At 73.4% G+C, this 20,336-nt stretch carries 18 protein-coding genes and 1 pseudogene; 17 read left to right on the plus strand and 2 right to left on the minus strand.

What is annotated here, in order from left to right; translation table 11 throughout:
* Nucleotides 1-238: 238 nt before the first annotated feature.
* Complete coding sequence (gene ftsY / locus AC02VZ_RS16605) at nt 239-1,438, plus strand: signal recognition particle-docking protein FtsY (RefSeq protein WP_432055555.1); 1,200 nt, start codon at nt 239-241, stop codon at nt 1,436-1,438.
* A 680-nt stretch (nt 1,439-2,118) separates the two neighbouring features.
* On the opposite strand, the gene AC02VZ_RS16610 is transcribed toward ftsY, so the two are convergent.
* Nucleotides 2,119-2,823: a bifunctional DNA primase/polymerase gene (locus AC02VZ_RS16610; RefSeq protein WP_432055554.1), complete on the minus strand. Its 705-nt coding sequence runs from the start codon at nt 2,821-2,823 to the stop codon at nt 2,119-2,121.
* A gap of 446 nt (nt 2,824-3,269) precedes the next feature.
* On the opposite strand from AC02VZ_RS16610, the gene nsdA reads away from it, so the two are divergent.
* From nsdA to ffh, 5 genes are all read left to right on the plus strand, one after another.
* Nucleotides 3,270-4,763, plus strand: a complete 1,494-nt coding sequence (nsdA, locus tag AC02VZ_RS16615) for a transcriptional repressor NsdA (protein ID WP_476475726.1) — start codon at nt 3,270-3,272, stop codon at nt 4,761-4,763.
* A gap of 310 nt (nt 4,764-5,073) precedes the next feature.
* Nucleotides 5,074-6,414 (plus strand): ammonium transporter, encoded by a 1,341-nt coding sequence (locus AC02VZ_RS16620; protein ID WP_476475727.1) that lies wholly within the window; start codon nt 5,074-5,076, stop codon nt 6,412-6,414.
* Nucleotides 6,411-6,749: a P-II family nitrogen regulator gene (locus AC02VZ_RS16625; RefSeq protein WP_289940149.1), complete on the plus strand. Its 339-nt coding sequence runs from the start codon at nt 6,411-6,413 to the stop codon at nt 6,747-6,749. The genes AC02VZ_RS16620 and AC02VZ_RS16625 overlap by 4 nt, the downstream gene beginning before the upstream one ends.
* A gap of 47 nt (nt 6,750-6,796) precedes the next feature.
* Nucleotides 6,797-9,235 (plus strand): [protein-PII] uridylyltransferase, encoded by a 2,439-nt coding sequence (locus AC02VZ_RS16630; protein ID WP_476475728.1) that lies wholly within the window; start codon nt 6,797-6,799, stop codon nt 9,233-9,235.
* Between the two features lie 142 nt (nt 9,236-9,377).
* Nucleotides 9,378-10,928, plus strand: coding sequence for a signal recognition particle protein (gene ffh, locus AC02VZ_RS16635; protein ID WP_476475729.1), 1,551 nt, complete (start codon nt 9,378-9,380; stop codon nt 10,926-10,928).
* An 85-nt stretch (nt 10,929-11,013) separates the two neighbouring features.
* Here the strand turns inward: ffh and AC02VZ_RS16640 are convergent, their stop codons facing one another.
* Nucleotides 11,014-11,868, minus strand: coding sequence for an SAM-dependent methyltransferase (locus AC02VZ_RS16640; protein WP_476475730.1), 855 nt, complete (start codon nt 11,866-11,868; stop codon nt 11,014-11,016).
* Between the two features lie 613 nt (nt 11,869-12,481).
* On the opposite strand from AC02VZ_RS16640, the gene AC02VZ_RS16645 reads away from it, so the two are divergent.
* The 11 genes and pseudogenes from AC02VZ_RS16645 (at nt 12,482) to AC02VZ_RS16695 (ending at nt 20,286) form a co-directional block, all read left to right on the plus strand.
* Nucleotides 12,482-13,081, plus strand: coding sequence for a hypothetical protein (locus tag AC02VZ_RS16645; protein ID WP_362092297.1), 600 nt, complete (start codon nt 12,482-12,484; stop codon nt 13,079-13,081).
* Between the two features lie 269 nt (nt 13,082-13,350).
* Complete coding sequence (gene rpsP, locus AC02VZ_RS16650) at nt 13,351-13,779, plus strand: 30S ribosomal protein S16 (protein WP_362092300.1); 429 nt, start codon at nt 13,351-13,353, stop codon at nt 13,777-13,779.
* A gap of 2 nt (nt 13,780-13,781) precedes the next feature.
* Nucleotides 13,782-14,021 (plus strand): RNA-binding protein, encoded by a 240-nt coding sequence (locus AC02VZ_RS16655; protein WP_043444214.1) that lies wholly within the window; start codon nt 13,782-13,784, stop codon nt 14,019-14,021.
* A gap of 82 nt (nt 14,022-14,103) precedes the next feature.
* Nucleotides 14,104-14,682 carry a ribosome maturation factor RimM gene (gene rimM, locus AC02VZ_RS16660; RefSeq protein ID WP_432055548.1) on the plus strand — a complete coding sequence of 193 codons (579 nt, stop codon included), beginning with the start codon at nt 14,104-14,106 and terminating at the stop codon, nt 14,680-14,682.
* Entirely contained in the window at nt 14,682-15,515 is an 834-nt protein-coding gene (gene trmD / locus AC02VZ_RS16665) for a tRNA (guanosine(37)-N1)-methyltransferase TrmD (RefSeq protein ID WP_476475731.1), read from the plus strand. The genes rimM and trmD overlap by 1 nt, the downstream gene beginning before the upstream one ends.
* 131 nt (nt 15,516-15,646) lie before the next feature.
* A complete protein-coding gene (rplS, locus tag AC02VZ_RS16670) occupies nt 15,647-15,997 on the plus strand; it encodes a 50S ribosomal protein L19 (RefSeq protein WP_432055546.1) in 351 nt (116 codons plus the stop codon).
* A gap of 45 nt (nt 15,998-16,042) precedes the next feature.
* The gene (lepB, locus tag AC02VZ_RS16675; protein WP_432055545.1) at nt 16,043-16,780 is read left to right on the plus strand and encodes a signal peptidase I; all 738 of its coding nucleotides are present in this window, start codon (nt 16,043-16,045) and stop codon (nt 16,778-16,780) included.
* Nucleotides 16,773-17,858, plus strand: a pseudogene (gene lepB, locus AC02VZ_RS16680) (signal peptidase I); the annotation flags it as partial. The gene lepB (AC02VZ_RS16675) and the pseudogene lepB (AC02VZ_RS16680), both read left to right, overlap by 8 nt.
* Nucleotides 17,752-18,729 (plus strand): signal peptidase I, encoded by a 978-nt coding sequence (gene lepB, locus AC02VZ_RS16685; protein WP_476475732.1) that lies wholly within the window; start codon nt 17,752-17,754, stop codon nt 18,727-18,729. The pseudogene lepB (AC02VZ_RS16680) and the gene lepB (AC02VZ_RS16685), both read left to right, overlap by 107 nt.
* A 44-nt stretch (nt 18,730-18,773) precedes the next feature.
* Nucleotides 18,774-19,646, plus strand: a complete 873-nt coding sequence (lepB, locus tag AC02VZ_RS16690; protein ID WP_476475733.1) for a signal peptidase I — start codon at nt 18,774-18,776, stop codon at nt 19,644-19,646.
* A gap of 172 nt (nt 19,647-19,818) precedes the next feature.
* Nucleotides 19,819-20,286 carry an NUDIX hydrolase gene (locus AC02VZ_RS16695; protein ID WP_432055602.1) on the plus strand — a complete coding sequence of 156 codons (468 nt, stop codon included), beginning with the start codon at nt 19,819-19,821 and terminating at the stop codon, nt 20,284-20,286.
* Nucleotides 20,287-20,336 lie beyond the last annotated feature (50 nt).

Consider the following 20,336-nt stretch of genomic DNA (forward strand, 5'->3'; position numbering starts at 1 on the left):
CCCTCCTCGTCCACCGGCACCCCGCCGTCAGGGGATGCGCCACGAGGGGATCCCGCCCGAGGGGCGGGCGGGGGCGTCCGGCCGTCGGACGAGCCGGGCGGGCGTCCGGCCGCGAGGACACGATGCCCGGCCTCACGAGAGGGCGGCCGGCCAGGGCGTCCGGCCCCCGGCACGGCCCCTCCGCGGGCGGCCCGGGGTCGGGGCGTGCGGGGGTGCCATGGCCGATACTGGACGGGTTATGGACATCGTCATCCTTGCTGTAGTCATCGCCGTGGTCGTGCTCGGCGCGATCGGCGGGCTCATCGTCGGCAGCCGCCGCAAGAAGCCGCTGCCCCCGCCACCGCCCGCCGCGCCCGACATCACCGCCCCTCCGGCCGAGCCGCACGTCGGCGACGAGGCCGAGACGCCGCGGGAGGAACCGCGGCGCACCATCGAGGAGGTTGACCTACCCGACGGCTCCGCCGTCGTCATCGAGGAGCCGCCGGCCGCGGAGGCTCCCGCCATCGAGATCCCGGCCCCCACCGAGGGTCGCCTGATCCGGCTGCGGGCCCGTCTCTCCCGCTCGCAGAACGCCCTCGGCAAGGGCCTGCTCTCCCTGCTGTCCCGCGAGCACCTCGACGAGGACACCTGGGAGGAGATCGAGGACACCCTGCTCACCGCCGACATCGGCGTGCAGCCCACCCAGGAGCTCGTCGAGCGGCTGCGGGAGCGCGTCAAGGTCCTCGGCACCCGTACGCCCGAGGAGCTGCGCGGTCTGCTCCGCGAGGAGCTGATCACCCTGGTCGGCCCCGACATGGACCGCACCGTGCACACCGACAACGAGGCCGGCGGCCCCGGCGTCGTGATGGTCGTCGGGGTCAACGGCACCGGCAAGACCACCACCACCGGCAAGCTGGCCCGCGTGCTGGTCGCCGACGGCAACACGGTCGTGCTGGGCGCGGCCGACACCTTCCGCGCGGCCGCCGCCGACCAGCTCCAGACGTGGGGCGAGCGGGTCGGGGCCCACATCGTGCGCGGTCCCGAGGGCGGTGACCCGGCCTCCGTCGCGTTCGACGCGGTCAAGGAGGGCAAGGAGATGGCCGCCGACGCGGTGCTCATCGACACCGCCGGGCGCCTGCACACCAAGACCGGTCTCATGGACGAGCTCGGCAAGGTCAAGCGGGTCGTGGAGAAGCAGGCCCCGCTGGACGAGGTGCTGCTCGTGCTCGACGCCACCACCGGCCAGAACGGCCTGGTCCAGGCGCGGGTCTTCGCCGAGGTCGTCGACATCACCGGCATCGTCCTCACCAAGCTGGACGGCACCGCCAAGGGCGGCATCGTCGTCGCGGTCCAGCGCGAGCTGGGCGTCCCGGTCAAGCTGATCGGGCTCGGCGAGGGCGCGGACGACCTGGCCCCGTTCGAACCGGCGGCATTCGTGGACGCTCTCCTCGGGGAGTGACCCCCCCCGCCGCCCCGCAAGAAGAAGCGCCCGCCTCCCGGACCGACCGGGGACGGGCGCTTCGCCGTTCCGGCCGGTGGGGGAGCGATCCGCCCACCGGGTGAGCGTTCCGGCAGCCGGGGTGAGCGGTTCGGTCGCCGGGGTGAGCGGTCCAATGGGCGGTGAGCAGTCCGGCGGACGCGGTGTGCCGGAACCGGGCCGGCGGAGCCGGTGTTCGCGGAGCCGGGAGCCGGGAGCCGGGAGCCGGGAGCCGGGAGCCGGGGGCCGAGGACGGCAGGGCAGGCCCGGGCGGGGGGTGGCGTGCGGGCCGGGCCCGTAGCCGGGCGTACGGCTCGCCTGCCGCGTGGGGATGGTGGTGGGGCGACGCCGGGCGCCGGGCCCGACGGGTAGGAGCTGCGCGCCTCGAACCTCAAGGGCCCGGGGAGACCGGCCCCACCAGGAACGACCTGCCCGGCGAGCACCGGACGGCCCGCGTCGGCGTACGTCGGTGTGCGGAGAGCGGCCCGGGGCCGACGTGCGGCCGGAGGGCCCGCTCACCCCGCGAATCCGGGCCCACCCAAGGGCCGCGCTCACGTCACCGCCCGGGGCCCGCCCCCGGGCTCCGTCGTGACACGCCACCGCCACCCCGCCCGGCCTGGGGCGGGATGGCGACGGACGCCATGGCGCCCGGCGCCCCGGTCTCAGTCGCCGCGCCCCGGCCGGAGGAGCGCACCCGCAGCGCGGGCGCGGGAGCGGTGGGCCACGTAGGCCAGGGTGCCCAGGAGCAGACGCGCCTCCGGAGGCCGGGTGGCCGTGTCCAGGGCGGGGGAGCGGAGCCAGCGGACCGGACCGAGGCCGGCGCGGTCGAAGGGCGGGGCCGTGACATGGGTACCGGGGCCGAGGGCGCGGAGGTCCAGGGCGGCCGGGTCGTCCCAGCCCGTGCGGTACAGCAGCCGGGGCAGGGCGGCGGCGGCACCGGGGGCGACGAAGAACTGCGCGCGTCCGTCCGGGGTGGCTGTGACCGGGCCGACGGGCAGGCCCATGCGCTCCAGCCGGGCCAGCGCGTGCAGACCGGCGGGCTCGGCCACCTCCAGCACGTCGAAGGCGTGTCCCACCGGGAGCATCGCGGACGCCCCGGGGAACTCGGCCCAGGTCCGGGTGACCTCGTCCAGCGGAGCCCCGGCGGGGATCCGCGGCGCGAAGTCCAGCGGGTGCGCGCCCGGCGTCGGGCAGGCGGGCCGGCCGCAGGAGCAGGACCCGGCGGCGGCCCGGGCGCCGGGGACGACCTCCCAGCCCCACAGGCCGGTGTACTCCGCCACGGTGGTGGCGTCCGACGCGCGGCCGCGGCGGCGCGAGCCGGACCGGATGTCGCGGATGCCCCGGCTGATACCGATCGTGAAGCCCATGCCCCCTCCAACGGGTCCGGCGCACCGGTGGTTACGCAGCGGACGCGGAATGTGACGCTCTGTTTCCGGCTTCCCGGTGCCGGCCCGCTCAAGCGGCGTCCGGAAGCCCCGGGGGTGGTGCGCCCGACGATGTGCGCCCCCGTCTGCGTCACCGCGTCCGCTCTTGGCTGTCCAGTGTCAAGTGAACCGTGGGACGGCAACCGTGAGTTCATTCGAAGGGGTGGCGAATGGTGGCGATTGTGCATCCGCCGTGGCTGGACGGGTGATCGTGGGATTACGGTGTGTGCACGGCTTCTTGGGGCACATGCACTCGTGGGTATGCCGGAGGCAACTCGGCTTTCCGTTCGAAGGGTGGCAATCGCCGGACGGGCGGCCCCGACAACCGGCATTCTGATAAGGCTTGGCGCACTCAGCGACAAGTGGTCTTCAGGGATGGGGGCGTTCCAGTGAGCGGCAACGACGGTGGCGGGACGAGTACGGCGAGTCCGGAGAAACGTCCGAACGAGCTGCTCGCCTCGTGGTTCGTCCGCAGCGGATGGTCCAAGGGCGAACTGGCCCGTCAGGTCAACCGCAGGGCCCGCCAGTTGGGCGCCAACCACATCTCCACCGACACCTCGCGCGTCCGCCGCTGGCTGGACGGCGAGAACCCCCGCGAACCCATCCCCAGGATCCTCTCCGAACTGTTCTCCGAGCGCTTCGGCGTCGTCGTCTCCGTCGAGGACCTGGGCCTGCGCACGACCCGCCCGGCACCCTCCGCCACCGGCGTCGACCTGCCGTGGACGGGCCCGCAGACCGTGGCCCTGCTCAGCGAGTTCTCGCGCAGCGACCTGATGCTGGCGCGGCGCGGCTTCCTCGGGAGCTCGCTGACCCTCTCCGCGGGCCCGTCCCTGATCGAGCCCATGCAGCGCTGGCTCGTCCCCACCCCGTCCGCCCCGCGGACGCACCCGGCGGCGGACCCCTCCTCCGCGGGCCGCGGCCGGGGCCGGCTGTCCCAGCCGGAACTGGACCTGCTGGAGACCACCACCGTCATGTTCCGGCAGTGGGACGCCCAGTGCGGCGGCGGCCTGCGCCGGAAGGCCGTCGTCGGCCAACTGCACGAGGTGACCGACCTCCTGCAGGAGCCCCAGCCCGAGGCGACCACGCGGCGGCTGTTCAAGGTGGCCGCCGAACTCGCCGAACTGGCGGGCTGGATGTCCTACGACGTGGGGCTGCAGCCCACCGCGCAGAAGTACTTCGTCCTCGCGCTGCACGCCGCCAAGGAGGCCGGGGACCGCCCCCTCGGCTCGTACATCCTCTCCAGCATGAGCCGGCAGATGATCCACCTGGGCCGCCCGGACGACGCCCTGGAACTCATCCACCTCGCCCAGTACGGCAGCCGCGACTGCGCCGGCCCGCGCACGCAGGCGATGCTGTATGCGATGGAGGCCCGCGCCTACGCCAACATGGGCCAGCCCGGCCGGTGCAAGCGGGCGGTCCGCATGGCCGAGGACACCTTCGCCGAAGCCGTCGAGTGGGACGAGCCCGACCCCGGCTGGATCAGCTTCTTCACCGAGGCCGAGCTGTACGGCGAGAACTCCCACTCCTTCCGGGACCTGGCCTACGTCGCCGGCCGCAGCCCCACCTACGCCTCCCTCGCCGAGCCGCTGATGCAGCGCGCCGTGGAACTCTTCGCCCGGGACAGCGCCGAGCACCAGCGCTCCTACGCCCTCAACCTGATCGGCATGGCCACCGTCCACCTCCTCCAGCGCGAACCCGAACAGGGCGCGGTGCTCGCCACCGAGGCCATCCGCGCGGCCAAGAAGGTCCGTTCGGAACGCGTGAACACCCGTATCCGAAAGACGGTGGACACCGCCGTCCGCGACTTCGGCGACCTCGCCGCCGTCGTCGACCTCACCGAACGGCTCGCCGCCGAACTGCCCGAGACCGCCGAAGCGGTCTGACCGCGGCGGAAACCGCAGACCCCGGCCGCGGCCGGCCCTCCCGAACTGCCCGACTCGGCTCCCCCATGCCAGTCATTTCGGAGGCCGGCCGCGGCCGGTCCCGTTCCCGCCCCGCGGCACCGGCCGCCCGCGCGACCGGGCCCCGGTTCACCGACGCGTAACACGCCACGCCTCTTCGTCACCACGGCGAAACAACGAGGGGCGCCCGCCGAAACGGCGCTGCGCGAATCTCAGGGCGCACGACCGGCCCACCCCTCCCACCGTTCGAGGCTCCCCCCGCACGGGCCGTACACAAGACGAGGAGACGCCGATGGCACCAGCCGTCGCCCTGGCCGCGGACGCGCCCACGCTGTCCGCCGCCAACACAGGGTTCATGCTCATCTGTTCCGCCCTGGTGATGCTCATGACGCCCGGCCTGGCCTTCTTCTACGGAGGCATGGTCCGCGTCAAGAGCACCCTGAACATGCTGATGATGAGTTTCATCAGCCTGGGAATCGTCACCGTCCTCTGGGTGCTCTACGGCTTCTCCATGGCGTTCGGCACCGACTCCGGCAGCCTCATCGGCTGGAACTCCGACTGGGTCGGCCTCAGCGGCATCGGCCTCACCGAACTGTGGGACGGCACCACCATCCCGCTCTTCGTGTTCCTGGTCTTCCAGATGATGTTCGCCGTCCTCACCCCCGCCCTGATCAGCGGCGCCCTCGCGGACCGCGTGAAGTTCACCGCCTGGGCGCTGTTCGTCGCCCTGTGGGTCACCGTCGTCTACTTCCCCGTCGCCCACTGGGTCTGGGGCCCCGGCGGCTGGGCCTTCGAACTCGGCGTCATCGACTTCGCCGGCGGCACGGCCGTCCACATCAACGCGGGTGCCGCCGCGCTCGGCGTGATCCTCGTCATCGGCAAGCGCATCGGCTTCACGAAGGACCCGATGCGCCCGCACAGCCTCCCGCTGGTCATGCTCGGCGCCGCCCTGCTGTGGTTCGGCTGGTTCGGCTTCAACTCCGGCTCGTGGCTCGGCAACGACGACGGCGTCGGCGCGCTGATGTTCGTCAACACCCAGGTCGCCACCGGCGCCGCGGTCCTCAGCTGGCTCACCTACGAGAAGATCCGCCACGGCGCCTTCACCACGCTGGGCGCCGCCTCCGGTGCCGTCGCCGGCCTCGTCGCCATCACCCCCGCCGGCGGCGCGGTCTCCCCGCTCGGCGCCATCGCGGTCGGCCTGATCGCCGGTGTCCTGTGCGCCATGGCCGTCGGCCTGAAGTACCGCTTCGGCTACGACGACTCCCTCGACGTCGTCGGCGTCCACCTCGTCGGCGGCATCCTCGGCTCCCTGCTCGTCGGCTTCTTCGCCACCGGCGAGGGCCAGTCCGACGTCGCCGGCCTCTTCTACGGCGGCGGGCTCGACCAGTTCTGGAAGCAGTGCGCCGGCGTCTTCGGCGTCCTCGCCTACTCCCTGGTCGTCTCCGCGCTGCTCGCCCTCCTCCTCGACCGGACCATCGGCATGCGGGTCGCCGAGGACGACGAGGTCGCCGGCATCGACCAGGCCGAACACGCCGAGACCGCCTACGACTTCAGCGGCACCGGCGGCGGATCCCGCGCCACCGCCGCCCCCGCTCCCGCCGCCCCGGCCGCAAGCAAGAAGGTGGACGCATGAAGCTCATCACCGCCGTCGTGAAACCGCACCGGCTCGACGAGATCAAGGAGGCCCTCCAGGCCTTCGGAGTGCACGGCCTGACCGTCACCGAGGCCAGCGGCTACGGCCGCCAGCGCGGCCACACCGAGGTCTACCGGGGCGCCGAGTACACCGTCGACCTCGTCCCCAAGATCCGCATCGAGGTGCTGGTCGAGGACGACGACGCCGAACAGCTCATCGACGTGATCGTCAAGGCGGCCCGCACCGGCAAGATCGGGGACGGCAAGGTCTGGTCCCTGCCGGTCGAGACGGCCGTACGGGTCCGCACCGGCGAACGCGGCCCCGACGCCCTCTGACGGCACGCACTGCACTGCACGGCACTGCACGGAACAGGAGTCGCCGGGTGACGGGTACGGACACGCACGACACGGACACGACGGAACCCGGCGGCTACGCGGCGGCCCGGCTGCGCCTCCTCACCGAGGACGCGCGGCCCGGGCCGCACCGCCGCACCGCCCTCGCGGACCTGACCGACGCCTGGCTCGCCGCCCTGTTCACGGCGGCCGGCCCGGAGCCCCGGGGCGTCAGCCTGGTCGCCGTCGGCGGATACGGACGCGGCGAACTCTCCCCGCGCAGCGACCTCGACCTGCTCCTCCTGCACGACGGCGGCGACAGCGAGGCCGTCGCCGCCCTGGCCGACCGCCTCTGGTACCCCGTCTGGGACCTCGGCCTCGCCCTCGACCACTCGGTGCGCACCCCCGCCGAGGCCCGCCGGACCGCCGCCGACGACCTCAAGGTCCAGCTGGGCCTGCTCGACGCCCGGCACCTCGCCGGAGACCTCGGCCTCACCACCGCCCTGCGCACCACCGTGCTCGCCGACTGGCGGAACCTCGCCCCCCGGCGGCTGCCCGAACTGCGGGACCTGTGCGCCGGGCGCGCCGCACGCCAGGGCGAACTGCGCTACCTGCTGGAACCCGACCTCAAGGAGGCCCGCGGCGGTCTGCGGGACGCCACCGCGCTCCGCGCCGTCGCCGCCTCCTGGCTCGCCGACGCCCCCCGCGAGGGCCTCGCCGACGCCCGACGCCACCTCCTCGACGTGCGCGACGCCCTCCACCTGGCCACCGGCCGCGCGACCGACCGGCTCGCCCTCCAGGAACAGGACCAGGTCGCCGCCCGGCTCGGCCTCCTCGACGCCGACGCCCTGCTGCGCCAGGTCTACGAGGCGGCCGGGGTCATCACCTACGCGAGCGACGTCACCTGGCGCGAGGTCGGACGCGTCCTGCGCTCCCGCGCCGCCCGGCCCACCCTGCGCACCCTCCTCGGTGGCCGGCGCACCACCGAGCGGACCCCCCTCGCCGAGGGCGTCGTCGAACAGGACGGCGAAGCGGTCCTCGCCCGCACCGCCCGCCCCGAACGCGACCCCGTGCTCCCGCTGCGCGCCGCGGCCGCCGCCGCCCAGGCCGGACTCCCGCTCTCCCGCCACGCCGTACGGCACCTGGCCGCCACCGCGCCCCCGCTGCCCGCCCCCTGGCCCGCCGAGGCCCGCGAGCAGCTCGTCACCCTGCTGGGATCCGGACCTCCGGCCGTCGACGTGTGGGAGGCCCTGGACGCCGAGGGCCTGGTCAGCCGGCTGCTGCCCGACTGGGAACGCGTGCGCTGCCGCCCGCAGCGCAACGCCGTCCACGTCTGGACCGTCGACCGGCACCTCGTCGAGACCGCCGTGCGCGCCTCCGCGCTCACCCGCCGGGTGCACCGCCCCGACCTGCTCCTGGTCGCCGCCCTGCTGCACGACATCGGCAAGGGCTGGCCCGGCGACCACTCGGTGGCCGGCGAGGTCATCGCCAAGGACATGGCCGCCCGCCTCGGCTTCGACGGCCCCGACGTCGCCGTCGTCTCCACCCTCGTCCGCCACCACCTGCTCCTCGTCGAGACCGCCACCCGGCGCGACCTGGACGACCCGGCCACCGTGCGGGCGGTCGCCGACGCCGTCGGATCACCCGGCACCCTGGAACTGCTGCACGCCCTCACCGAGGCCGACGCCCTCGCCACCGGGCCCGCCGCCTGGTCCGCCTGGCGCGCCTCCCTGGTCACCGAGCTGGTGCACCGCGTCGCGGCGGTGCTGGCCGGTGATCCGCCCGCCGACCCGGAGGAGGCGGCGCCCACCACCGAACAGGAACGGCTCGCCGTCGAGGCCGCCGCCACCGGCGGCCCGGTGCTCGCCCTGCGCACCCGGCCCGAGCCGCCCTCCGCCGCCGAGGGCGCCGGCCCCGAGCCGCTGGGCGTCGAACTCCTCGTCGCCGTGCCCGACCAGCCGGGCGTGCTGCCCGCGGTCGCCGGGGTGCTCGCCCTGCACCGGCTGACCGTCCGCACCGCCGGACTGCGCACGGTGGGCCTGCCCGACGGCGTCGACGGGAGCGTGCTGCTCCTGGACTGGCGGGTCGCGGCCGAGTACGGCTCGCTGCCCCAGGCCGCCCGGCTGCGCGCGGACCTGGTGCGCGCCCTCGACGGCGGCCTGCGCGTCGCCGGCCGCCTCGCCGAGCGGGACGCCGCCCCTCCGCGCCGCCCCGGCCGCGCGGCACCGCCGCCCCGGGTGACCGTCGCCCCCGCCGCCTCCCGGCACGCCACGGTGATCGAGGTCCGGGCCCAGGACGCCCCCGGCCTGCTGTACCGGATCGGCCGCGCCCTGGAGGACGCCGGGGTCCGGGTGCGCAGCGCCCACGTCAGCACCCTGGGCGCGAACGCGGTCGACGCGTTCTACGTCACGCTCGCCGACGGGGGGCCGCTGCCCGGCGAGGAGGCCCGGGCCGTGGCCGGCAGCCTGGAGGAGGCCCTGCGGCGGTGACCCCGGCGCCCCGCCCCGCGCCTGCCCCGTCCGGCGGGTGCCGCCGGCCTCCGAGTACGGCGGGCGGGGCGGATTCGCTTGCGGAGCCGGATACCCTGGAGGGCAGTCCAGAACGCCCCCGATCCCGAGGACCGACGCCGCCGTGTTCGACACCCTCTCCGACCGCCTCAGCGCGACCTTCAAAAACCTCCGCGGAAAAGGCCGGCTGAGCGAAGCGGACATCGACGCCACGGCGCGCGAGATCCGTATCGCGCTCCTCGAGGCCGACGTCGCCCTGCCGGTCGTGCGCGCCTTCATCAAGAACGTCAAGGAACGCGCCCTGGGCGCCGAGGTCTCCAAGGCGCTCAATCCGGCCCAGCAGGTGCTCAAGATCGTCAATGACGAGCTGGTCACCATCCTCGGCGGCGAGACCCGTCGCCTCCGCTTCGCCAAGCAGCCGCCCACCGTGATCATGCTCGCGGGTCTGCAGGGCGCCGGTAAGACCACCCTCGCGGGCAAGCTCGGCAAGTGGCTCAAGGACCAGGGGCACTCCCCGGTGCTGGTCGCCGCCGACCTCCAGCGCCCGAACGCCGTCAACCAGCTGAGCGTGGTCGCCGAGCGCGCCGGTGTGGCCGTCTACGCGCCGGAGCCTGGCAACGGCGTCGGCGACCCCGTGAAGGTGGCCAAGGACTCCCTCGAGTTCGCCCGGACCAAGGTCCACGACATCGTCATCGTCGACACCGCCGGCCGCCTGGGCATCGACCAGGAGATGATGCGGCAGGCCGCGGACATCCGTGACGCGGTCTCGCCCGACGAGATCCTGTTCGTCGTCGACGCGATGATCGGCCAGGACGCCGTCAACACCGCCGAGGCCTTCCGCGACGGCGTCGGCTTCGACGGCGTGGTGCTCTCCAAGCTGGACGGCGACGCGCGCGGTGGTGCCGCCCTGTCGATCCGGCAGGTCACCGGCAAGCCGATCATGTTCGCCTCCAACGGCGAGAAGCTGGACGACTTCGACGCCTTCCACCCGGACCGGATGGCCTCCCGCATCCTCGACATGGGTGACCTGCTCACCCTGATCGAGCAGGCGGAGAAGACGTTCAGCCAGGAAGAGGCCGAGAAGATGGCCTCCAAGCTGGCGTCCAAGAAGGGCCAGGACTTCACCCTGGACGACTTCCTGGCCCAGATGGAGCAGGTCCGCAAGATGGGCTCCATCTCCAAGCTGCTCGGCATGCTCCCGGGCATGGGCCAGATGAAGGACCAGCTCAACAACCTCGACGAGCGCGATGTCGACCGCACCGCCGCCATCATCAAGTCGATGACCCCGGCCGAGCGCCAGGAGCCGACGATCATCAACGGCTCCCGCCGCGCCCGGATCGCCAAGGGCTCCGGTGTCGAGGTCAGCGCCGTGAAGAACCTCGTCGAGCGGTTCTTCGAGGCCCGCAAGATGATGTCCCGCATGGCGCAGGGCGGGGGCATGCCGGGGGTGCCCGGGATGCCGGGCATGGGCGGTGGTCCCGGCCGGCAGAAGAAGAAGCAGAAGCAGGCCAAGGGCAAGCAGCGCTCCGGCAACCCGATGAAGCGCAAGCAGCAGGAGCAGGAGGAGGCCGCCCGCCGCGCGGCGGCGGCCGAGGGCGGCAACGCCTTCGGGCTGCCGCAGCAGGGCGCCAAGGACTTCGAACTGCCCGAGGAGTTCAAGAAGTTCATGGGCTGACGGGCGGACGGCCCGCCCCGCCGCACGTCCGCCGAGGGCGCCCCTCCCCGTGGGAGGCGGCGCCCTCCGGGCGTCTCAGGGCGTCTCAGGGGGTGCGGGCGATCAGGTACCGGAAGACGTTCGGCATCCAGACCGTGCCGTCCGGGCGCTGGTACGGGTGCAGCGCCTCGGTCAGTTCCTTGACGACCTGCCCCTGGTCCGTCGCCGCGATCGCCGGGTCGAACAGGCCGGTCGACAACAGGCCCCGCAGCGCGCTGTCCGGGTCGGCGTAGCCGAACGGGCAGGCCACCCGTCCCGAGCCGTCGGGCCGCAGGCCCGCCCGGGCGGCGACGTCCTCCAGGTCGTCGCGGTGCGCGGGACGCCAGGTGCCGCTGCCGCGCGGCGGTTGGGCCGCGTCGGTGGCGGTGCGCAGCACCGAGAGCGTGGCGCACCGTTCCGGCGGCCCCCACCCGGCCAGCACCACGGCGGCGCCGCGTCCGGCGAGCGGTACGGCCTCGGCGAGCAGGCCGGCCAGGGCGTCCGCGTCCCCGGCCAGGCAGCCGATCGGTTCGAAGGCGGTGATCACGGTGTACGGGTGCCGCGGGCCGGGAGCCGCGTCGCGCGGTGCGCCGCGCACGAGGCGGGTGTCCGGGCGCCCGTGGGGCTCCCGGTCCTCCGGGAGCAGCCGCTCGCGGGCCAGGCGCAGCCGGTCGGTGCCGGTGTCGACCCCGGTGACCCAGGCGCCGCGCGAGGCGGCCATCAGCAGCGCGAGTCCGGAACCGCAGCCGAGGCCGAGGAGCCGGGTCGACGGCCCCACGTCGAGCCGTTCGTGGACGGCCTCGTAGAGCGGGACGAGCATCCGCTCCTGGATCTCGGACCAGTCACGCGCGCGTGCACGCTGGTCCACGCGGGGGGCGGCGCCCGCCTGAGGCAGGTGCTGCCGCACGAGCGTAGGTGTCATAGGTAAGCGCCCCAATCAGCCGAGAGTTGCCGCTGTGCCCGATTCCTTGGCCCCCGTGCGATGCGCTCGCAGTCCCCCCGTATGCCAGGTAACTCCGCCCTCGACCCGGCGTCCAGTGGAAGGAGGCGGCGGCTTGGGAGTCGCTCGTGCCAGTGGCAAGAATTCACCCGGCGGCAACACGGCGGCTCCGGTCCGGCGGCCCGGAGGGACGGGGCGGGGCGACGGCCGGGCCGTCGGCCCGGTAACGTCACCGTCGTACGCCGCGTCCGGTGCCGTACCGGCCGGCCGGCCGTACCGCCCCACCGTCGCGGTGACCGCCCCTGGTCGCGGTGACCGTCCGGCGGACCGGGAGCGGGGGCGCGTCCCGCCGGCAGAACGGCCGAAACACCTCTTGCGTTTCCGTCGTCCCTGGCATGATCGGCGTACCCGCTCGGGCCGTGTGCCGGGCCGTACGTCGGTCTACGTACCGCTCTGCGGTGAGCTGCGAGGCTTCTCCGCAGATCGGCGCACGCGCCCTCGTCGTGACGCATCAGTGCGAACTGACGGGTACGTGCAAAATATTTGCGATGGCCCGGAATCGGAACACACAGCCACCCCGGCTCGTTGTCATTACGTGAGCACGACACAGACACCACCTGTACTCGCCGCAGAACTGGCGCAGGCGTGGGCCGACATTCAGCGGCACCACCCCGAACTGCCGGATCTTGCCGCGCCCGAGTCCCTGATCGGGGAGTCGTCGTCCGCGTGCGGTCACGAGCTCTCCTTCGAGCGACTGCTGCACGAGGCAGTCCATGGCGTCGCCGCCGCGCGCGGTGTACGCGACACGTCCCGAGCGGGCCGCTACCACAACCGCCGGTTCCTGGCGATCGCCGAGGAGCTGGGCCTGGACCACCCCGAGGAGCCGCACCCGAGCAGCGGCTTCTCGCTGGTCACGCTCACTCCCGAGGCGAAGCGCCGGTACCGCCCGACCATCGAGCGCCTCCAGCGCGCGCTGAAGGCCCACTCCGCCGCCACCGCCGGCGACACCGCGCGCAGCTTCCGCGGTCCCGCCGCACGGCACGGATCCTCCGGAGGAGGTGTACGCGTCAAGGCAGTGTGCGACTGCGGGCGCAACGTCCGCGTCGTCCCGTCCGTCCTGGCCCAGGCCCCCATCGTCTGCGGCGGCTGCGGCAAGCCGTTCCGCATTCCGGAGGTCGTGGCAGCGGCAGGCTGACCCCCGCCCGGCATCTCGTGGGTGCCGGAGGGTCGGGTGCCGGTGTGCCGAGGCGCTCCGCACGCGCGCGGAGCGCCCCGGCGTCGTGCCCGCCCGCACCCGTGGTCGGCGGCCCTTCGCCGGTGTGGCAGAATGGCCTGCTGTACTCGACAGCCGCACAGGACCCCTCTCTCCTCCGGCTGACGCGTCCGTCGGGCACTCGGGTACCGCAACCCCACGCGGCCTTCCCGCCGTGCCCAACCACGTCAAAACCAGGAGATTCCACTCCCGTGGCAGTCAAGATCAAGCTGAAGCGTCTGGGCAAGATCCGTTCGCCCCACTACCGCATCGTCGTCGCCGACGCCCGTACCCGCCGTGACGGCCGGGCGATCGAGGAGATCGGCAAGTACCACCCGACGTACAACCCGTCGGTGATGGAGGTCGACAGCGAGCGCGTGGCGTACTGGCTCGGTGTCGGCGCCCAGCCGACGGAGGCCGTCCGCGCCATCCTGCAGAAGACCGGCGACTGGCAGAAGTTCAAGGGCGAGCCCGCCCCGGCGCCGCTGCTGCAGCCCGAGGAGAAGGCGGCCCGCCCGTCCTTCGAGGCGATCGGCGGCGACGACGACGCCAAGGGTGAGGCCATCACCCGCAAGAAGAAGGCGGACAAGAAGGACGAGGCCGCGGCCGACTCCTCCGCGTCCGAGCCGACCGAGGCCTGAGCATGCTCGAGGAGGCTCTCGAGCACCTCGTGAAGGGCATCGTCGACCACCCTGACGATGTGCAGGTCGCCTCGCGCACCCTGCGCCGCGGACGCGTGCTCGAGGTACGGGTCCACCCGGACGACCTCGGCAAGGTGATCGGCCGCAACGGCCGCACCGCACGCGCTCTGCGCACCGTCGTGGGCGCCATCGGCGGCCGCGGTGTCCGGGTCGACCTCGTCGACGTGGACCACGTCCGCTGACGCTTATCGCACACCGGCTCGGGCCGGGGAGGGCCACCGGCCGTCCCCGGCCCGAAGTCGTCCCGACAGGAGATACCGCACCGTGCAGCTGGTAGTCGCACGCATCGGCCGCGCCCACGGCATCAAGGGCGAGGTCACCGTCGAGGTCCGTACCGACGAGCCCGAGCTGCGGCTCGGCCCCGGCGCCGTCCTGGCCACCGACCCGCCCTCGGCCGGCCCGCTCACCATCGAGACCGGCCGGGTCCACAGCGGGCGCCTGCTGCTGCGCTTCGAGGGCGTGCGCGACCGCACCGCCGCAGAGGCGCTGCGCAACACCCTCCTCATCGCCGACGTCGACCCCGACGAGCGGCCCGAGGACGAGGACGAGTACTACGACCACCAGCTGATCGACCTCGACGTGGTCACCGTGGACGGCACCGCCGTCGGCCGGATCACCGAGATCTCCCACCTGCCCGCCCAGGACCTCTTCGTCGTGGAGCGCCCCGACGGCAGCGAGGTCTACGTGCCGTTCGTCGAGGAGATCGTCACCCTCGTCGACCTGGAGCAACAGCGCGCGGTCATCGACCCGCCGCCGGGTCTGATCGACGACCGCGCCGAGATCGCCTCCGCCCGCGACGACGCCGCCGACGGGACCCGCGACGCCGCCGGGGACGACGCCTGATGCGGCTCGACGTCGTCACGATCTTCCCCGAGTACCTCGAACCGCTGAACGTCTCCCTGGTCGGCAAGGCCCGCGCCCGCGGGCAGCTCGACGTCCGCGTGCACGACCTGCGCGCCTGGACCCACGACCGGCACCACACCGTCGACGACACGCCCTACGGGGGCGGCCCCGGCATGGTGATGAAGCCCGAACCGTGGGGCGAGGCCCTCGACACGGTCCTCGCGGACGGCTACGAGGCGGGGGCCGGCGCACCGGCGCTGATCGTGCCCGCCCCCAGCGGGCGCCCCTTCACCCAGGACCTCGCCGTCGAGCTGTCCGAGCGCCCCTGGCTCATCTTCGCCCCGGCCCGCTACGAGGGCATCGACCGCCGCGTCGTCGACGAGTACGCGACCCGGATGCCCGTGTACGAGGTGTCCATCGGGGACTACGTCCTGGCCGGCGGCGAGGCGGCCGTGCTGGTCGTCACCGAGGCCGTGGCCCGCCTGCTGCCCGGCGTGCTGGGGAACGCTGAGTCGCACCGCGACGACTCCTTCGCCCCCGGCGCCATGGCCAACCTCCTGGAGGGCCCCGTGCACACCAAGCCGCCGCTGTGGCGGGGACGGGGCATCCCGGACGTGCTGCTCAGCGGCCACCACGGCAGGATCGCCCGCTGGCGCCGCGACGAGGCGCTCAAGCGCACCACCGCCCACCGGCCGGACCTCATCGCACGCTGCGAGCCCGAGGCGTTCGACAAGAAGGACCGCGAGATGCTGTCCGTCCTGGGCTGGGAACCGGACCCCGCGGGCGAGCCGTACGGCCGATTTTGGCGCAGGACCGACGGCGTGGAAGAATAGGCCGCTGTTGTGCGTCGTTCCGGCGTGCGCCCCTGCCGCAGGGGGACACGACGCCCGCCCGCACCGCACATCCCCGAACCGAACCTCCTTGCCGTTGATGACCTGCGGCATCAGCGAAGAAAGCAGACGAAATGTCTCACCTGCTCGACTCCGTCGACTCCGCGTCGCTGCGCAGCGACATCCCGGACTTCCGCCCCGGCGACACCGTCAACGTCCACGTGCGCGTCATCGAGGGCAGCCGCTCCCGTGTGCAGCAGTTCAAGGGCGTGGTGATCCGCCGCCAGGGTGCCGGTGTCCGCGAGACCTTCACGGTCCGCAAGGTCTCCTTCTCCGTCGGCGTCGAGCGCACCTTCCCGGTGCACACCCCGATCGTGGAGAAGATCGAGCTCGTCACCAAGGGTGACGTCCGCCGCGCCAAGCTGTACTACCTGCGCGACCTCCGCGGCAAGGCCGCGAAGATCAAGGAGAAGCGCGAGAGCTGAGCGCTTTTCCGGGGTCGAGCCGGGGCCGGATAGCATCTGGCCCCGATGGACACCGAAGCACAGCAGACGGAGCGCGACCGCTCCTCCCGCCCGGACACGACCGAGGACACCTCGGGGACACCGGGCCCGGAGGGCCGGTCGCGTTCCGCGTTGGGGCGGGGCGTGGCGTGGCTCCCCGGCGGGTGGATCACGCTGACCCTGACGCTCTGCCTGGCCTTCCTGCTGGTGCTCAGCACGTTCGTGGTGCGGCCCTTCCAGATCCCCAGCGGCTCGATGGAGCCCGGATTGAGGATCGGGGACCGCGTTCTCGTAAACAAGTTGGCATACCGTTTCGGATCCGCGCCGCAGCGCGGTGACGTGGTGGTGTTCGACGGAGGCGGGTACTTCGGCGACGGCGACTTCATCAAGCGCGTCGTCGGGGTCGGCGGCGACCGCGTGGTCTGCTGCGACGAGGAGGGGAGGATCCGGGTGAACGGCCGGTCGGTCGACGAGTCGGGTTTCCTTTTCCCCGGCGACGACGCGTCCACGGTCCCCTTCGACGTGGTGGTGCCCGAGGGACGCCTGTTCCTCCTCGGCGACCACCGCAGCGCCTCCAGCGACTCGCGCGACCGCCTCGGCTCGCCCGGCGGCGGCATGGTCCCGGCCGACGACCTGATCGGCCGCGCCGACGGGATCGCCTGGCCGCCGGACCGGGCCCGCCGGCTGCACCGCCCCGACGCCTACGCGCGCGTCCCGTCCCCGGCGGCCGGCGCCCCGCACACCACGGGGGGTTCCCATGGGTAACCGCGGCAAGCCCCGGGGCGCACCGGCGAGCCCCGTGGCGAACCTGCTGCCCACCGGCTCCCGCCGGGCCGCCAAGGGCGACTCCCGCGGCCGGGCCGAGCGGCGCAGGCTCCAGCGCAAGGTCAAGCGGCGCCGCCGCCGCAGTGCCGTCAAGGAGATCCCGCTGCTCGTCGGGGTCGCCGTCCTGATCGCGCTGGTCCTCAAGACCTTCCTGGTGCAGGCCTTCGTCATCCCGTCCGGCTCGATGGAGCAGACGATCCAGATCGGCGACCGGGTCCTGGTCGACAAGCTCACCCCGTGGTTCGGCTCCAAGCCGCAGCGCGGGGACGTCGTGGTGTTCAAGGACCCGGGCGGCTGGCTCCAGACCGAGCAGCCCGCGCCGAAGAAGGACGACCCGATCGGCATCAAGCAGATCAAGGACGGGCTCACCTTCATCGGACTGCTGCCCTCCGACAACGAACAGGACCTGATCAAACGGGTCGTCGGGGTCGGCGGCGACCGGGTCCAGTGCTGCGACCGCCAGGGCCGCGTCAGCGTCAACGGCGTCCCCCTCGACGAGAACGACTACCTGTACCCCGGCAACCGCCCGTCCACGATCCCCTTCGACGTCACCGTCCCCGAGGGACGGCTGTGGGTGATGGGCGACCACCGGTCCAACTCCGCCGACTCCCGCTCGCACCAGGACACCGACTACGGCGGCACCGTCTCCGAGGACGAGGTCGTCGGACGGGCGATGGTGATCGCCTGGCCCCTCGGCCACTGGAGCACCCTGGACGAACCGGGAACCTACGCCTCCGTGTCGGACTCGGCGCCCGCCGCGACAGCGGGCCCCCCGCCGTCGCATAGGGTTGCCCCCGACGATCCGAACACGATGATGCAGCTCCCGATCCCTGCGGAACTCCCGCTCGTTATGGGAGTGGTGGGCCTGCTCCGTCCGAGGGGCGGGCGGCGGCAGAGAGTAAGGAGTTGGCGTGGGGGATGCGGCGCTTGGCGCACGGTCCGGGCACGAGGGCGAGGAGTACCGAGGACGTTCCGTCGGAGCGGCCCGTCCGTCGGCGGACGACTCCGTGACCTCCGGGGAGCACCCCCCGGCGGGTGGCGGGGACGGTCCCGGGGACCAGCCCCCCACGGCACGCGGAGGAGCGGACGGCAGCGTGCCCCCGGCGAAGAAGCCGCGCTCGTTCTGGAAGGAACTGCCGATCCTGATCGGCATCGCGCTGGTCCTGGCCCTGCTGATCAAGACGTTCCTGGTGCAGGCGTTCTCGATCCCGTCCGACTCGATGCAGAACACCCTCCAGCAGGGTGACCGGGTCCTGGTCGACAAGCTCACCCCGTGGTTCGGCTCCGAGCCCGAGCGCGGCGAGGTGGTCGTCTTCCACGACCCCGACAACTGGCTGGCGGGTGAGCCCACGCCCCAGGCCAACGCCCTGCAGCAGATGCTCAGCTGGATCGGCCTGATGCCGTCCGCCGAGGAGAAGGACCTCATCAAGCGGGTCGTCGGCGTCGGCGGCGACACCGTCGAGTGCAACGGCACCGGCCCGCTGACGGTCAACGGCAAGGCGCTGAACGAGCCGTACGTGTACCCGGGCAACACCCCGTGCAGCCAGGACGACCAGGGCGGCCAGTTCAAGGTGAAGGTGCCCGAGGGTCACATCTGGGTCATGGGCGACCACCGGCAGAACTCCCGCGACTCGCGGTACAACCGGGCCGACAAGAACAACGGCATGGTGCCCGTGAAGGAGGTCGTCGGCCGGGCCGTCGTCATCGCCTGGCCCGTCAACCGCTGGGACAACCTCCCGGTCCCGGACACCTACGACCAGCCCGCGCTGGACGCCGCCTCCTCGGCCGGAGCCGCCCTGACCCTCGCCCCGCAGGGCCTGGCACTCGTCGGCGCGGTGCCGCTGGTGCTGTGGCGCCGCCGGCGCGCGCACCTGGGCCGGGGCCACTGAGAAAGGGCTGACCCGCCGAGGTACCGCCGGGTAGGGTGCCGCCCATGAGTGGTCAGAGCACGACGCGCACGGCCTCGGGCCGCGGCGGCACCGGCCGGGGCTCCGCGCCGGGCCGGACCGGACGGCTCCTGTCCGGGCTGGCCGTGGCCCTGGGCATGGTGCTGTTTCTCGGCGGCTTCGTCTGGGGCGCCGTCGTGTACCGCCCGTACACCGTGCCGACCACCTCCATGGCGCCCACGATCGGCGCCGGTGACCGCGTCCTGGCCCAGCGGATCGACGCCGCCGACGTGCGCCGCGGCGACGTCGTCGTCTTCCGCGACGAGAACTGGGCCGACGTGCCGGTCCTCAAGCGGGTGGTGGCCGTCGGCGGCGACACCGTCTCCTGCTGCGAGGACGGCAGGCTGAAGGTCAACGGCAAGGAGATCGACGAGCCGTACCTGTCCCGCGACGACCTCGCCGACCTCCAGACCTTCCCGGAGGTGACCGTGCCCGAGGGCCGGCTGTTCCTCCTCGGCGACGAGCGGTCCGGCTCGGTCGACTCCACCGCCCACCTCACCGACGCCGCCAACGGCACCGTCGCGCGCAGCGCGGTCCAGGCCCGTGTCGACGCCGTGGTGTGGCCGATGGACGGCATGCTTCCGGCCCCCACCGGCTTCCGCGAGCTGGGCGCCCTGTCCTCCCCGGGCCCGCTGCCGGTGATGCTGGCCGTGATCGTCACGGGGGCCGTGCTGGTGCTCGGCGGCGCCGCGTACACCCCGCTCGCCCAGCGCGCGGCGGCCTCCCGCGCCCGGGCCGGCAAGGGCACGGGCGGTGCCGCGGGGGCCGCGGGGGCCGCGGGGTCCGCCGGGTCAGGGGGGCCCTCCGGGCCGGGAGCGGGGACCTTTGGACCGGGGACGGGGCCTTCCGGTGGCCGCTGAACCCGCTCCGGTGCCCGGCGAGCAGCAGGCGGGACAGGACGTTCCGGAACAGGGCGTATCGGTGCAGGGTACATCGGTGCAGAGTTGGCCGGAGCGTGACGTATCGGCACAGGCTGGGCGAGAACAGAGCGGACCAGGACAGGGCGGACCGGGACAGGGCGGACCTCGCCGGGTGGCCCGGGTGGTGCTGCTGGACCCGCGGGACCGCATCCTGCTGCTGCACGGTCACGAACCGGACGACCCCTCCGACGACTGGTGGTTCACCCCCGGGGGCGGCGTCGAGGGCTCGGAGACCCGCGAGGAGGCCGCGCTGCGGGAACTCGCCGAGGAGACCGGCATCACGGACGTGGAGCTCGGCCCGGTGCTGTGGCGGCGCCGGTGCTCCTTCCCCTTCGCCGGCCGCCGCTGGGACCAGGACGAGTGGTACTTCCTGGGGCGGACCGAGCAGACCGCGACCGCCGCGACGGCGCTGACCGATCTGGAACGCCGCAGTGTGGTGGGTGCACGGTGGTGGACGTGCCCGGAACTGGCACGGGCGCATGAGACGGTGTATCCGACCGGACTCGCCGGGCTGCTGCGGAGGCTGCTCGACGAAGGTCCCCCCGCCGGCCCGGAGACCCTGGACACCGAAATCGTCTGAGGGCCTCTCGGGACTGGCGCACAATGGGGGGATCGCACGCTGAAGGGGAA

This window comes from Streptomyces sp. 3-6 (assembly GCF_056323165.1).

Coding starts and splice junctions, on each gene's coding strand:
- AC02VZ_RS16655 (WP_043444214.1), top strand. CDS start 13,782: ATGCTCGAGGAGGCTCTCGAGCACCTCGTGAAGGGCATCGTCGACCAC.
- trmD (WP_476475731.1), top strand. CDS start 14,682: ATGCGGCTCGACGTCGTCACGATCTTCCCCGAGTACCTCGAACCGCTG.
- AC02VZ_RS16610 (WP_432055554.1), bottom strand. CDS start 2,823: ATGGGCTTCACGATCGGTATCAGCCGGGGCATCCGCGACATCCGGTCC.
- AC02VZ_RS16625 (WP_289940149.1), top strand. CDS start 6,411: ATGAAGCTCATCACCGCCGTCGTGAAACCGCACCGGCTCGACGAGATC.
- lepB (WP_476475733.1), top strand. CDS start 18,774: ATGAGTGGTCAGAGCACGACGCGCACGGCCTCGGGCCGCGGCGGCACC.
- AC02VZ_RS16640 (WP_476475730.1), bottom strand. CDS start 11,868: ATGACACCTACGCTCGTGCGGCAGCACCTGCCTCAGGCGGGCGCCGCC.
- AC02VZ_RS16620 (WP_476475727.1), top strand. CDS start 5,074: ATGGCACCAGCCGTCGCCCTGGCCGCGGACGCGCCCACGCTGTCCGCC.
- rplS (WP_432055546.1), top strand. CDS start 15,647: ATGTCTCACCTGCTCGACTCCGTCGACTCCGCGTCGCTGCGCAGCGAC.
- lepB (WP_432055545.1), top strand. CDS start 16,043: ATGGACACCGAAGCACAGCAGACGGAGCGCGACCGCTCCTCCCGCCCG.
- ftsY (WP_432055555.1), top strand. CDS start 239: ATGGACATCGTCATCCTTGCTGTAGTCATCGCCGTGGTCGTGCTCGGC.